11 protein-coding genes and 1 tRNA gene are annotated in these 13,073 nt (G+C 70.8%); 10 read left to right on the top strand and 2 right to left on the bottom strand.

The window, feature by feature from the left end:
- Window positions 1-69: 69 nt before the first annotated feature.
- The gene (gene argG, locus LG278_RS12745; RefSeq protein ID WP_404387372.1) at window positions 70-1,494 is read right to left on the bottom strand and encodes an argininosuccinate synthase; all 1,425 of its coding nucleotides are present in this window, start codon (window positions 1,492-1,494) and stop codon (window positions 70-72) included.
- 468 nt (window positions 1,495-1,962) lie between these two features.
- Between argG and LG278_RS12740 the strand changes: the two genes are divergently transcribed.
- Both LG278_RS12740 and LG278_RS12735 read left to right on the top strand, forming a co-directional pair.
- A complete protein-coding gene (locus LG278_RS12740) occupies window positions 1,963-3,480 on the top strand; it encodes an ice-binding family protein (RefSeq protein WP_404387370.1) in 1,518 nt (505 codons plus the stop codon).
- A 134-nt stretch (window positions 3,481-3,614) separates the two neighbouring features.
- Window positions 3,615-4,460 (top strand): sortase domain-bontaining protein, encoded by an 846-nt coding sequence (locus LG278_RS12735; RefSeq protein ID WP_404387368.1) that lies wholly within the window; start codon window positions 3,615-3,617, stop codon window positions 4,458-4,460.
- A gap of 69 nt (window positions 4,461-4,529) precedes the next feature.
- Here LG278_RS12735 and aceE read toward each other — a convergent pair whose 3' ends face one another.
- A complete protein-coding gene (aceE, locus tag LG278_RS12730) occupies window positions 4,530-7,301 on the bottom strand; it encodes a pyruvate dehydrogenase (acetyl-transferring), homodimeric type (protein WP_404387367.1) in 2,772 nt (923 codons plus the stop codon).
- A gap of 298 nt (window positions 7,302-7,599) precedes the next feature.
- Here aceE and LG278_RS12725 point away from each other — a divergent pair, with 298 nt between their 5' ends.
- The 8 genes from LG278_RS12725 (at window position 7,600) to LG278_RS12690 (ending at window position 13,065) form a co-directional block, all read left to right on the top strand.
- Complete coding sequence (locus LG278_RS12725; protein ID WP_404387365.1) at window positions 7,600-8,016, top strand: DUF3052 domain-containing protein; 417 nt, start codon at window positions 7,600-7,602, stop codon at window positions 8,014-8,016.
- Between the two features lie 59 nt (window positions 8,017-8,075).
- The gene (locus LG278_RS12720; protein WP_404387363.1) at window positions 8,076-8,594 is read left to right on the top strand and encodes a peroxiredoxin; all 519 of its coding nucleotides are present in this window, start codon (window positions 8,076-8,078) and stop codon (window positions 8,592-8,594) included.
- 97 nt (window positions 8,595-8,691) lie between these two features.
- Window positions 8,692-8,764, top strand: a tRNA-Val gene (locus LG278_RS12715).
- 31 nt (window positions 8,765-8,795) lie between these two features.
- Window positions 8,796-9,683: a Nif3-like dinuclear metal center hexameric protein gene (locus tag LG278_RS12710; RefSeq protein ID WP_404387362.1), complete on the top strand. Its 888-nt coding sequence runs from the start codon at window positions 8,796-8,798 to the stop codon at window positions 9,681-9,683.
- A 176-nt stretch (window positions 9,684-9,859) separates the two neighbouring features.
- Window positions 9,860-10,420, top strand: coding sequence for a zinc ribbon domain-containing protein (locus LG278_RS12705; protein WP_404387360.1), 561 nt, complete (start codon window positions 9,860-9,862; stop codon window positions 10,418-10,420).
- The gene (locus LG278_RS12700) at window positions 10,417-11,448 is read left to right on the top strand and encodes a reverse transcriptase-like protein (protein WP_404387358.1); all 1,032 of its coding nucleotides are present in this window, start codon (window positions 10,417-10,419) and stop codon (window positions 11,446-11,448) included. Before LG278_RS12705 ends, LG278_RS12700 begins: the two co-directional genes overlap by 4 nt.
- Before the next feature lie 25 nt (window positions 11,449-11,473).
- Window positions 11,474-11,887 (top strand): rhodanese-like domain-containing protein, encoded by a 414-nt coding sequence (locus LG278_RS12695; protein ID WP_404387356.1) that lies wholly within the window; start codon window positions 11,474-11,476, stop codon window positions 11,885-11,887.
- Window positions 11,884-13,065 (top strand): O-succinylhomoserine sulfhydrylase, encoded by a 1,182-nt coding sequence (locus LG278_RS12690; protein ID WP_404387355.1) that lies wholly within the window; start codon window positions 11,884-11,886, stop codon window positions 13,063-13,065. Before LG278_RS12695 ends, LG278_RS12690 begins: the two co-directional genes overlap by 4 nt.
- Window positions 13,066-13,073 lie beyond the last annotated feature (8 nt).

The following is a 13,073-nucleotide window of genomic DNA, read 5'->3' as shown; positions in this document are numbered from 1 at the left end:
AGGACTTCGAGGCGGGCCGCATCCCTCCACGGCTGCGGCCCGCCTCGAAGCGTCTGGGGGAGTGGCCCGTCAGTCGGTGCCGAACTCCATCGCGGCGCGGTCGAGCATGTCGTCCTCGTTGTCGACGCCAGCAGCCGCGGGGTTGGCCGAGATCGCTGCTGCACCACCGGGGGCGAGCTCGCCGACGAGCTGCTTCGCGTCGGCGCCGAGCAGGCCCTGGGCGGCATACAGCTCGAGCTTGGCGCGGGAGTCGGCGATGTCGAGGTTGCGCATCGTCAGCTGGCCGATGCGGTCGACGGGGCCGAAGGCGGCGTCCTCGGTGCGCTCCATCGAGAGCTTCTCCGGGTGGTAGCTGAAGGCCGGACCCGTCGTGTTGACGATGGACCAGTCGTCACCGCGGCGCAGCCGGACGGTGACCTCACCCGTGACGGCCGAGGCGATCCAGCGCTGGATCGACTCACGCACCATGAGGGCCTGCGGGTCGAGCCAGCGGCCTTCGTAGAGAAGGCGACCCAGGCGACGGCCCTCGGCGTGGTAGTTGGCGATCGTGTCCTCGTTGTGGATCGCGTTGACGAGTCGCTCGTAGGTGAGGTGCAGCAGGGCCATGGCGGGGGCCTCGTAGATGCCACGCGACTTCGCCTCGATGATGCGGTTCTCGATCTGGTCGCTCATGCCGAGACCATGACGGCCACCGATGGTGTTGGCCTCGTCGACGAGGGCCACCGCATCGGTGAACTCGACACCGTTGATCGCGACGGGACGGCCGCGCTCCCAGCGCACCGAGACGTCCTCGGTCTCGATGGCGACGGACGGGTCCCAGAACTTGACCCCCATGATCGGCTCGACGACCTCCATCGACTCGTCGAGGAACTCGAGCGTCTTGGCCTCGTGGGTGGCGCCCCAGATGTTGGCGTCGGTCGAGTAGGCCTTCTCGGCGGAGGCGCGGTAGGGCAGGTCTCGCGCCGTCAGCCACTCCGACATCTCGTGGCGACCCCCGAGCTCGGTGACGAAGTCGGCGTCGAGCCAGGGCTTGTAGATGCGCAGGTGCGGGTTGGCGAGCAGGCCGTAGCGGTAGAACCGCTCGATGTCGTTGCCCTTGAAGGTCGAGCCGTCGCCCCAGATGGAGACGCCGTCGTCCTGCATCGCCCGCACGAGCAGGGTGCCGGTGACGACGCGTCCGAGCGGGGTGGTGTTGAAGTAGGTCTTGCCGCCGCTGCGGATGTGGAAGGCGCCGCAGGCGATGGCCGACAGTCCCTCCTCGACAAGGGCGGTCCGGCAGTCGACGAGGCGGCTGATCTCGGCGCCGTACTGGCCGGCGCGGCCCGGGACCGAGTCGATGTCGGGCTCGTCGTACTGCCCGAGGTCGGCCGTGTAGGTGCAGGGCACGGCGCCCTTCTCGCGCATCCACGCGACAGCAACCGAGGTGTCGAGACCGCCGGAGAAGGCGATGCCGACACGTTCACCGACGGGGAGCGAGGTGAGGACCTTGGACATGGATGCAAGTATATGCACAGTCACGCATACCTATCCAATTCTGCACCGGGCCCCGCGCACCCCTCGGGTGATCGAAAGAGCAATCCGTCCGCATCACCTGATCGCCGGCTCGCGCGCGCGGGCGGACGGACTGCTCTTTCGATCAGGGGGAGCGGGCCGGAGTCGGCGCGCGATCGCGAGTGAGATCACAAGCAAGGTCTGGTGTTGGTCCTCACTTGGTCAAGACTTGACAGGTTTTGTCAGAAATCGCCATTTGACCCCCATGATCAGCACACAGCGGGACATTTCTATGGCCTCCCGCGCTCCGCCGGACAGCTCGACACCTCAGCACCCAGCCCCCGTGCACAGTGGTCGGACATGGCCTCAACCTCATCTCCACATGAGGCCGGTTCCACATCGCCTGGGACGTTCCGCGTGACGCCCCACTGCTCGCACCCTGCGACCCACCTGCAACTGAGGGAATCCTTCATGGCCGCTACCATCATCCGACTTCCGCACGTCAACCCGCTCCTGCGCGCCCCGCGACGCCTCCGAATCGTGGGCATGGTGGTCGCGCTCGCGCTCGCCATCGCGGTGGTCTCACTGGGCACCCGCCCCGCAGCCGCCGCCGAGGCCCCGGTGGGCCTCGGCACCGCCAGCAGCTTCGCCGTGCTCGGTGCGTCCACCGTCACCAACACGGGGCCATCGGTCCTCAACGGCGATCTCGGCCTGTGGCCCGGCACCTCGATCACCGGCTTCCCGCCCGGAACGGTGAACGGCGCCACGCACACGACGGATGCCGTTGCGCAGCAGGCCCAGTCGGATCTCACCACCGCCTACAACGATGCGGCGAGCCGCGGGCCGGGGGCCGCCAAGGGTGAGCTGGGGGGACAGACTCTCGTTTCCGGTGTCTACACGGGCTCGCTCCTGTCCCTGACCGGCACCGTGACGTTGGACGCGCAAGGTGACCCGAACGCTGTCTTCATCTTCCAGTCGGCGGCCACCCTCATCACCGCGTCCAGCAGCGTGGTCAGCCTGATCAACGGTGCTGACGCCTGCAACGTGTACTGGCAGGTGGGCAGCTCGGCCACCCTCGGCACCAACTCGACGTTCGTCGGCACCCTCATGGCCCTCACGTCGATCTCGGCGACGACGGGGACCACCGTGCAGGGCCGGCTGCTGGCGCGCAACGGAGCCGTGACCCTGGACAACAACGTCATCACGCGCAGTGAGTGCACCGTGCCGACAAGCACGACGACGACGACCGCCGCGACGAGCACGACGACGGCACCGTCCACGACGACCGTGGCTCCGACGACGACGGTCGCGCCGACCACCACCACCGTGGCCCCGACGACGACGGTCGCCCCGACGACGACGATCGCGCCGACCACGACCACCGTGGCGCCGACGACCACGGTCGCCCCGACGACGACCACCGTGGCTCCGACCACGACCGTGGCTCCGACGACGACGATCGCGCCGACCACCACCACGATGGCCCCGACGACGACGGTCGCGCCGACCACGACGACCGTGGCCCCGACGACGACGATCGCGCCGACCACCACCACGATGGCCCCGACGACGACAGTCGCCCCGACGACGACGGTCGCCCCGACCACCACGACGGTGGCCCCGACGACGACAGTCGCCCCCACCACCACGACGGTGGCCCCGACGACCACGGTCGCGACCACGACGGTGGTCCCGACGACCACGGTCGCGACCACGACGGTGGCTCCGACGACGATCGCTGCCACCACCACGGGAGCCACGACGACGAGCACGACGAGCGCCACCACGGCGGTCGTGGTGCCGACGACGACGGCGCCGACCGACACCACCACCCTTCCGACACCCAACCCGGGTGCGCCGGACACCGGTGGGGCCGGATCGGTCAACCCGCTGAACTCGCTGGTCGCCTTCCTGCTGGTGCTCGTGGCACTGGGGCTCGGTCTCAGCCTCCGCACCGCGAAGCCCAGCGTGCAGCCGACCGTGAGCTGATCAGCTGAGCGGGACGCCCCCGTCGGAGCCACGCGAGTGGCTCCGACGGGGGCACTCCCACTTCGACGGCGTCCCACGCCCGTGGGCCGTCAGCCAACACCGAGCGCGGGCCAGCCCGCTGGGAAGGGGATCCGATGGCCTATCGGGGGCGCCACACGCCGCCACGGCCGTCGCGCAGGCAGACACTGATCGGCGCGACAGGCATCGTGGCGGTGCTCGCGATGGCGGCCGGCTTCGCTCTCCTGCAGCCCCTCCCACCCGGGCCGGCTCTCGCGGACGGGCGTCAGCCCGCGCCCGCGGCCCTTGACGAAGGGTCGTCGCCCGGGTCCACGGGCGCGCCCTCCCCGGCATCATCGGACGGCACCGGTCGCACCCCCGCCGGCAACGGCGTGACCGAGCTCCCGACCCGACTCCCGACCCAGCTCCCAGCCCCGCGCGCGACGGCCAGCCGCCCCGGGACGCCGACGGCCGACGCGCCCCGCGCGGCAGCGGTGCTCACGAGCCCCTGTCGCCCGACGGGCCTGCTCATCGACGCCCTCGAGGTCGACGCCCCCGTCATCGAGATCGGCCTCGAGCGCGACGGCAGCCTCGGCGTGCCCGCGGAGCGGGACAGGCGCAAGGCGGGGTGGTATCCCAGCGTCCTCGCCGGCGCGGCCCGCGGCACCGTGCTCATGGACGGGCACACCTACCGCGACGGCTCGGCGATCTTCACGACCGACTCCACCGCGCGGGCCGAGCTCGGCACCGTCCTGCGGCTCACCTGCGACGACGGCTCCGTCGTGTCCTACCGGCTCACCGAGCTGCGCAGCGACCTCACGCCGGAGACCTATCCGGACTTCATCTCCAGCCGGCGCCTCTACGCCGCGGACGGACCGGCCCAGCTGGTCATGATCACCTGCACGGGGTGGAACCCGCTGCGCCAGGTCTGGGACAACCGGGCGGTCCTCATCGCCACGCCGTTCGCCGCGTCCAGCGGTTGAGGCGGTATGCCGCTGGGCCAGCACCCACGAGCGGGCGCCGACCCAGCGGCATACGTCAGCGTCAGAGCGTCAGCTCTCGCCCCCCGCGTTGCCGGAGGTGCCCGCGGTGACGTCGTCGAGGCGGTACTTGTCGGCGGCCTTGGCCGGCACGTCCGCGTCGACCTTGCCCTCCTTGGCGAGCAGCTGCAGCGTGCGCACCGCGACCGATGGGCCGTCGATGTGGAAGAAGCGGCGTGCGGCCGCGCGGGTGTCGGAGAAGCCGAAACCGTCGGCGCCGAGCGAGGCGTAGGTGCCCGGGACCCACTCGCGGATCTGGTCCTGCACGGCCCGCATGTAGTCGGACACGGCGACGACCGGACCCTCGGTGCCCTCGAGGCACTGGGTGACCCAGGGCTTGATGGGCGGGCCGTCGGGCCTCAGGAACTCCTGCTCGTCGGCCTTGAGCCCGTCGCGACGCAGCTCGTTCCACGAGGTCACCGACCACACGTCGGCGGCCACGCCCCAGTCGTCGGCGAGCAGCTGCTGCGCCTCGAGCGCCCACGGCACACCGACGCCCGAGCCGAGGATCTGCGCGCGCGCCGGCGTGTGGGTCCAGCCCTCGGTGTCGGCCTCGGAGATCTTGTGCATGCCGCGCAGGATGCCCTCCACGTCCACGCCCTCGGGCTCCTTGGGCTGCTGGAGCGGCTCGTTGTAGACGGTGAGGTAGTAGATGACGTTGGCCTCGTCGTTGGTCGTGCCCTCGCCGTACATCCGGCGCAGGCCGTCCTGCATGATGTGCGCGATCTCGTAGGCGTAGGCCGGGTCGTAGTGCACGACGGCGGGGTTGGTCGCCGCGAGCAGCGGGCTGTGCCCGTCGGCGTGCTGGAGACCCTCGCCCGTCAGAGTCGTGCGGCCGGCCGTGGCACCGATGAGGAAGCCGCGGCTCATCTGGTCGGCGGCCGCCCAGATGGAGTCACCGGTGCGCTGGAAGCCGAACATCGAGTAGAAGACGTAGATCGGGATCATCGGCTTGCCGTGCGTCGCGTAGGACGTGGCGGCGGCGGTGAACGCGGCGAGCGAGCCCGCCTCGTTGATGCCGAGGTGCAGGATCTGGCCGCTCGTGCTCTCGCGGTAGGCGAGCATCAGCTCGGCGTCGACCGGGGTGTAGTTCTGCCCGTTGGGGTTGTAGATCTTGATCGTCGGGAAGAACGCGTCCATGCCGAAGGTGCGGGCCTCGTCGGGGATGATCGGCACGATGCGGGGGCCGAACTCCTTGTCGCGCAAGAGGTCCTTGAGCAGGCGGACGAACGCCATCGTCGTGGCGACCTCCTGCTTGCCCGAGCCCTTCTTGACCTGGGCGTAGGCCTCGTCACCGGGCAGCTTGAGCGGCTCGAAGTCGACGCGCCGGCTCGGTAGCGTGCCACCGAGCTTCTTGCGACGGTCGACGGAGTACTTGATGACGTCGCTGTCGGCACCCGGGTGGTAGTAGGGCGGCTGGTAGGGGTTGGCCTCGAGCTGCTCGTCGCTGATCGGGATGCGCAGGCTGTCGCGGAAGCCCTTGAGGTCGTCCAGCGTCATCTTCTTCATCTGGTGCGTCGCGTTGCGACCGGCGAAGTGCGACCCCAGGCCGTAGCCCTTGATCGTCTTGGCGAGGATGACGGTCGGCTGGCCGGTGTGCTGACGCGCGGCCTGGTAGGCGGCGAAGACCTTGCGGTAGTCGTGGCCGCCGCGCTTGAGGTCCCAGTAGACCTGGTCGTCGCTCCAGCCCTCGACCATCTTGAGCGTGCGCGGGTCGCGACCGAAGAAGTGGTCACGGACGTACTTGCCGTCGTTGGCGCGGAAGGTCTGGTAGTCGCCGTCGCTCGTCTGGTTCATGATGTGCACGAGCGCGCCGTCACGGTCGGCGGCGAGGAGCGGGTCCCACCCGCGGCCCCAGACGACCTTGATGACGTTCCAGCCGGCGCCCCGGAAGAACGCCTCGAGCTCCTGGATGATCTTGCCGTTGCCTCGCACCGGGCCGTCGAGCCGCTGCAGGTTGCAGTTGATGACGAAGTTGAGGTTGTCGAGCTCCTCGTTGGCCGCGAGCTGCAGCAGGCCGCGCGACTCGGGCTCGTCCATCTCGCCGTCACCGAGGAAGGCCCAGACGTCCTGCTGGCTGGTGTCCTTGATGCCACGGTTGTGGAGGTACTTGTTGAACTGCGCCTGGTAGATGGCGTTCATCGGTCCGATGCCCATCGACACCGTCGGGAACTCCCAGTAGTTGGGGAGCAACCGGGGGTGGGGGTAGGACGGGATGGCCTCGAGCTTGCCGTCGACGAGGTGGCTCTTCTCCTGGCGGAAGCCGTCGAGCTGTGCCTCGGTCAGGTGCCCCTCGAGGAAGCTGCGGGCATACATGCCGGGGGAGGCGTGGCCCTGGAAGTAGATCTGGTCGCCGCCGCCGGGGTGGTCCTTGCCGCGGAAGAAGTGGTTCATGCCCACCTCGTAGAGCGTCGCGGCGGACGCATACGTCGAGATGTGGCCGCCGACGCCGATGCCGGGCCGCTGCGCGCGGTGCACCATGATCGCGGCGTTCCAGCGGATGTAGCGGCGCATCTCGCGCTCGACGTCCTCGTCGCCGGGGAACCACGGCTCGCGCTCCGGCGGGATGGTGTTGATGTAGTCGGTCGCCGTCAGCGACGGCACCCCGACCTGCTGCTGGCGCGCCCGCTCGATGAGCTTGAGCATGATGTAGCGCGCTCGCGTGCGGCCCTTCTCGTCGAGCACGGCATCGAGGGAGTCGATCCACTCCTGCGTCTCGTCGGGGTCGATGTCCGGGAGCTGACTGGGGATGCCATTGAGGATCGGGCCGGCCTCGGGTGCCACGTCGGGTCCTTTCTCGTCGCGTCGCAGCCGCGCGCGACCGGTCGGCCCCGGCGCTGCTCCACCCATCCTCTACCAAACCGTGGTCACCGTCACAGTGGGGTCCAGCACGAGGACGACGAGGGGGTATGCCGTCCGCCCCGCGGGTGCCCATGGTGCGCTCTCGTTGAGCTGACGGGCGAGCCGACGGTGGGCTCACGGTGAGCCCTGCTTGCGCTCGCGGCCCAGACCCGGTGCACTGGTCCCACACGTGAGTTCAGACCTACCGGGCCCCGGCCCGTGATCGAGAGGATCGGTGACAGTGAGCGCGACCGCGGGAGCGGCGTCCCTCAGCAAGCTCGGGTTTGCCCCAGGGCAGGCCGTCCAGGAGTTCGGCTATGACGACGACGTCGACGACGACCTGCGGTTCGGGATCGAGGACGTCATCGGTAGTGAGCTCGAGGACGAGGAGTTCAACGACGGCGCCGACGGCGTCATCGTCTGGTATCGCGACGGCGACGAGGATCTCGTCGACCTGCTCGTCGATGCCCTGACGAAGCTCTTCGACCAGGGCTATGTCGTGCTGTTGACGCCCAAGGCCGGTCGCCCCGGTCACGTCGAGGCCAGCCTCGTCGAGGAGGCTGCCTCGACCGCGGGCCTCACGACGGGTGGGCAGGTCAACGTCGCGACGCAGTGGGCGGCCACCCGCCTCATGCCGCCGAAGGGACCGCGCCGGTGAACGGGCAGATCACCGCCCCGCCGCTGGGGGTGGACAGCGGTGTGGAGAGGGGGGTGGAGATGCGGATGGAGACGGGGATGCAGCCGCACGGCGGTCCCCTCACCGTGGGCGAGCCCGTGCCCGACTTCACCCTCGTCGACCAGTACGGCGTCGACGTGAGCCTGTCGTCGGTGCGCGGTCAGCGCAACGCCGCCGTCGTCTTCTACCCGGCGGCCTTCTCGGGCATCTGCCGCGGCGAGCTGCGCTCGATCCGCGACGGCCTCGAGGACTTCCAGACCGACGACATCCAGGTCTTCACGATCTCGTGCGACTCGATGTACACCTTGCGCGCCTGGGCCGACGCCGAGGGCCACTTCTTCCCCCTGCTGTCCGACTTCTGGCCGCACGGTGAGGTGGCCCGCCGCTACGGGGTCCTCGACGAGGAGGAGGGCTTCGCGCTGCGGGGCACCTTCCTCGTCGACCCTGACGGGCTGCTCGTCTGGTCGGAGGTGCTCGGCATCGGGCAGGGTCGCGACTTCACGGCATACCGCCGGGCTCTGACGGGCCTGCGCGAGCGTCAGGCGACGGCCGCGGGCTGACCCCGCAGCCGCACGGCGGCGGCGCCGGCAGCACTGGACGCGGTGGCCCCGGGTGCTGACAGAATGGCCGCCGGACGGCGAGGCCGTCCGCCCCCAGGGGCCTGTAGCTCAGTTGGTAGAGCACCGCGTTTACACCGCGGGTGTCGTCGGTTCGAGCCCGGCCGGGCCCACGTGCAGACCGCTGACCCCGCCGATCACACCGTGCCCGAGCAGGCGCCGGCACTCGTGCTCGGTGCCGTCGTCGACGCGCTGGAGCGCCTGTGGCCGCCCGCCGACGCGGCCGAGTGGGACCGGGTCGGGCTCGTCACGGGCGACCCCGAGCAGCCGGTGCGGCGGGTCCTCTTCGCGCTCGACCCGACCCTGGCGGTCATCGAGGAGGCGGCGGCCTGGGGCGCCGACCTGCTCGTGACCCACCACCCGCTCCTCCTGCGCGGGGTGCACTCCGTGGCGACGACCACCGCCAAGGGGGCGTCCGTGACGGCGTTGCTGAGGGCCGGGTGTGCGCTCTACGTCGCCCACACCAATGCCGACGTCGCCGACCCGGGAGTGTCCACCGTCATCGCCGACGCCCTCGGGCTCACGGCGCAGCGACCGCTGACCACGATCGGGTCGTGCGGCGCGGGTCGGGTCGGAGAGCTCGCGGTGCCGGTGTCGCTGGCCGACTTCGCCGACCTGCTCGTGGAGGCGCTGCCCCCGACTGCCGGCGGCGTGCGCGTCAGCGGGCCGGGCGGTGCGACGGTGCGCCGGGTCGCCGTGATGGGCGGCTCGGGCGACGACCAGTTCGACGCCGCACGCGCCAGCGGCGCCGACGTCTACGTCACCGCGGACCTGCGCCACCACCCCGTGCTCGAGGCACGCGAGGAGGCGCGCGACGGCACGCCCTACGTGATCGACGCCGGCCACTGGGCGATGGAGTCGCTGTGGCTGGCCACCGGGCTCGAGCAGCTGCTGGCGGCGCTGGGGGAGCAGCCGACGGGCGGCCCCACACCGACTAGGGTCGAGGGCAGACTGTCCGGGCTCCGAACCGAGCCCTGGACCTTCGTCGCCGGCGTCAACCGCGCCCGGCCCGAGACCGGAGGTGTGTCCTGAAAGCCGATCCGTCCCGTCAGTGGCGTCTGCTCGACCTGCAGGCGATCGACACCCGCCTCGACCAGATCGCGCACGCCCGGACCCACCTGCCGCAGCTGCCCGCCATCGAGGCCGCGCGCCGCGAGCTCACCTCGCTCGACACCGACATCGTCAACGCGCGCACCACGGCCGGCGACGTGCGGCGCGAGGTCGCCAAGTCGGAGCAGGACGTGCAGCTCGTGCGCGACCGGGCTGCTCGCAACCAGGCCCGTCTCGACTCCGGCCAGGGCAGCGCCAAGGACCTCCAGGCGCTCCAGCACGAGCTGGCCTCGCTCGCGCGACGCCAGTCCGAGCTCGAGGACCTCGAGCTCGAGGTCATGGAGCGCTCCGAGAGCCTCGACGCGCGGGTCGTCCAGCTGGACACCCAGCGCGAGGAGCTCGCGACCCGCCTGTCCACCCTCGAGTCCGAGCGGGACGCCGTGCTCGCCGATCTGGCCGCCGAGGAGGCCAAGGTCGGCGCTGGCCGGGCCGACATCGTGGCCGGCATCGGCGACGAGCTCGCCGCCCTCTACGAGAAGATCCGCGCGAGCAGCGGAGGCCTCGCCGCCGCCGAGCTCAAGCACCGCCGCTGCGGCGGCTGCCGCCTCGAGCTCAACAACGTCGACCTCGCGCGCATCCGCGCCGCGGCGCAGGACGAGGTCGTGCGCTGCGAGGAGTGCCGCCGCATCATGATCCGCACGGCCGAGTCCGGTCTGTGAGCCCTGCGAAGTCACCGGCCGAGCGAGAGGGCGCCAGGCGCCGCCTCGTCATCGAGGCGGACGGCGGCTCGCGGGGCAACCCGGGCGTCGCTGGCTACGGCGCCCTCGTTCGTGAGGCCGACGGTGGCCGGGTGCTCGTCGAGCTCGCCGAGCCGCTCGGCAAGCAGAGCAACAACGTCGCCGAGTACTCCGGGCTCATCGCGGGCCTGCGCGCTGTCGTAGAGCTCGACCCGTCGGCCGACGTCGTAGCCCGGATGGACTCCAAGCTCGTCGTCGAGCAGATGTCGGGTCGCTGGAAGATCAAGCACGAGGACATGCGTCGCCTGGCGCTCGAGGCCCGTGACCTCTGCACCGAGATCGGCGACGCCGGCGGATCGGTCTCCTTCGAGTGGATCCCGCGCGAGAAGAACAAGGCTGCCGACGCCCTGAGCAACGACGCGATGGACGGCAGGTCCATCCACCGGGTGCTCCACCCCGGCGATGGCGATGGCGATGGTGACGGCGCGGATGCTGCTGCCGCACAGCGGGATTCGAGTCCCGGGGCCGAAGGGGATCAACCTGCTTCCGGCCCGGCGACCCGCCCGCTCCGGCTGCTGCTCGTGCAGGAGCCGCTGGTCGGCGCGGCCGTGCCGCGGGTCGCGGCGGCCGCGCTGCGCCTCGTCGGGGCCGGGGCCGGGGCCGAGGTCGTCACGAGCGAGGAGCCACTCGCCCTCGAGGTCGCCCGCGCGGTGGCCACCGACCTCGACACGGAGCCGAGCGCCTCTGACGTGTGGGCCGGCCGGGCACCCGGTGAGGACGCGGACGAGACGGTGCGGACGGCATACCGCTCGCTCGTGCAGCGCGGGGGCACCGTCGTCGTCGTGACGAGCCGCCGCGGGGTGCTGTCGGTGCTCACCGACGTGCTCGAGACCCCCGGGTCGCGCTTCTGGGCCATCGCGACGGCACCCGGCAGCCTCACGGCCGTCGAGGTCTGGGAGGACGGCTCGGCCGCCGTGGCTTTCACCAATCGGACCGACCATCTCGCCTGACGGACGCTGTGCAATATTCGGCGGCATGAGCTATGCCGGTGACGTGACACCCGCCGAGGCCTGGGAGGCCCTCTCCGACGACCCTGCCGCCGTCCTCGTCGACGTGCGCACGTCGGCCGAGTGGTCCTACGTCGGGCTGCCCGACCTGCGCACCCTCGGCAAGGACGTCGTGCTCGTCGAGTGGCAGACCTATCCCACCGGCGCCGTCAACGCGGACTTCGTCGCCGAGCTCTCGGCGGCCGGCGTCGACGAGCAGGCGCCCGTCTACTTCCTCTGCCGCTCGGGCGTGCGCTCGGTCGCCGCTGCCGAGGCGGCGACGGCGGCCGGGTGGTCGCGGTCGCACAACGTCAGCGAGGGCTTCGAGGGTCCGCACAACGGGGAGCAGCACCGCACCGTGTCGGGCTGGAAGGTCGCGGGTCTGCCGTGGGTGCAGGGATGAGCGACGACACGCAGCAGTGGCGGCCCGACACCCTCGCCGTGCGAGCAGGCCTGTCGCGCAGTGGTTTCGAGGAGACGGCCGAGGCGATGTATCTCACCTCCGGGTTCGTCTACGACACGGCCGAGGAGGCGGAGGCGGCCTTCAAGGGCGACGTCGACCGCTTCGTCTACTCCCGCTACGGCAACCCCACCGTCGCGATGTTCGAGGAGCGGCTGCGCCGGCTCGACGGGGCCGAGGCGTGCTTTGCGACCGGCTCGGGCATGTCGGCCGTCTTCGTTGCGCTCGCTGCCCTGCTGGGCAAGGGCGACCGCGTCGTCTCGTCCCGGGCACTCTTCGGGTCGTGCTTCGTCATCCTCGACGAGATCCTGCCGCGGTGGGGCGTCGAGAGCGTCTTCGTCGACGGCACCGATCTTGACCAGTGGCGCGAGGCGCTGTCGGAGCCCACGACCGCCGTCTTCTTCGAGACGCCGAGCAACCCCATGCAGGAGCTCGTCGACATCGCCGCCGTGAGCGAGCTCGCCCACGCCGCCGGGGCCAAGGTCGTCGTCGACAACGTCTTCGGCACGCCGATCTTCTCCAAGCCGTTCGAGCACGGTGCCGACATCGTCGTCTACTCGGCGACGAAGCACATCGACGGCCAGGGCCGCGTGCTCGGTGGCGCGGTGCTCGGGCCCAAGGAGTTCATCGACGGTCCGGTGCAGAACCTCATGCGCCACACGGGCCCGTCGATGTCGCCCTTCAACGCCTGGGTGCTCGTCAAGGGCCTCGAGACGCTCTCGATGCGCGTCGAGCGGATGGCGGCGAGCGCCCTCGAGGTCGCCCGCTTCCTCGAGGCGCACCCCAAGGTCGCCAAGGTCGTGCACCCGTTCCTCGAGTCGCACCCGCAGCACGAGCTGGCCAAGCGGCAGATGCAGGCGGCCGGCACGGTGGTGACGTTCGAGCTCGACGGCGGCAAGGACGAGGCCTTCGCGCTGATGAACGCGCTGCAGGTCATCGACATCTCCAACAACCTCGGCGACTCGAAGTCGCTCATCACCCACCCGGCGACGACGACGCACCGACGCCTGGCCCCCGAGGCCCGCGCCGCGGTGGGCATCACCGACGGCGTGCTGCGCGTGTCGGTCGGCCTCGAGGACGTGCGAGACATCGTCGACGACCTCCGCCGCGCCCTGGCCTGACACACCCG

Origin of the sequence: Humibacillus xanthopallidus (assembly GCF_044793955.1) — a bacterium.
Classification (GTDB): Bacteria; Actinomycetota; Actinomycetes; order Actinomycetales; family Dermatophilaceae; genus Humibacillus; species Humibacillus xanthopallidus_C.
Note: the sequence above shows the minus strand (reverse complement) of the source record. Positions and strands in the feature narration are given on the sequence as shown.

Excerpts from the sequence above, each read along its gene's own strand:
- argG (WP_404387372.1), bottom strand. The coding sequence starts at position 1,494 with ATGTCCAAGGTCCTCACCTCGCTCCCCGTCGGTGAACGTGTCGGCATC.
- LG278_RS12740 (WP_404387370.1), top strand. The coding sequence starts at position 1,963 with ATGGCCGCTACCATCATCCGACTTCCGCACGTCAACCCGCTCCTGCGC.
- LG278_RS12735 (WP_404387368.1), top strand. The coding sequence starts at position 3,615 with ATGGCCTATCGGGGGCGCCACACGCCGCCACGGCCGTCGCGCAGGCAG.
- LG278_RS12720 (WP_404387363.1), top strand. The coding sequence starts at position 8,076 with ATGCGGATGGAGACGGGGATGCAGCCGCACGGCGGTCCCCTCACCGTG.
- LG278_RS12695 (WP_404387356.1), top strand. The coding sequence starts at position 11,474 with ATGAGCTATGCCGGTGACGTGACACCCGCCGAGGCCTGGGAGGCCCTC.
- LG278_RS12690 (WP_404387355.1), top strand. The coding sequence starts at position 11,884 with ATGAGCGACGACACGCAGCAGTGGCGGCCCGACACCCTCGCCGTGCGA.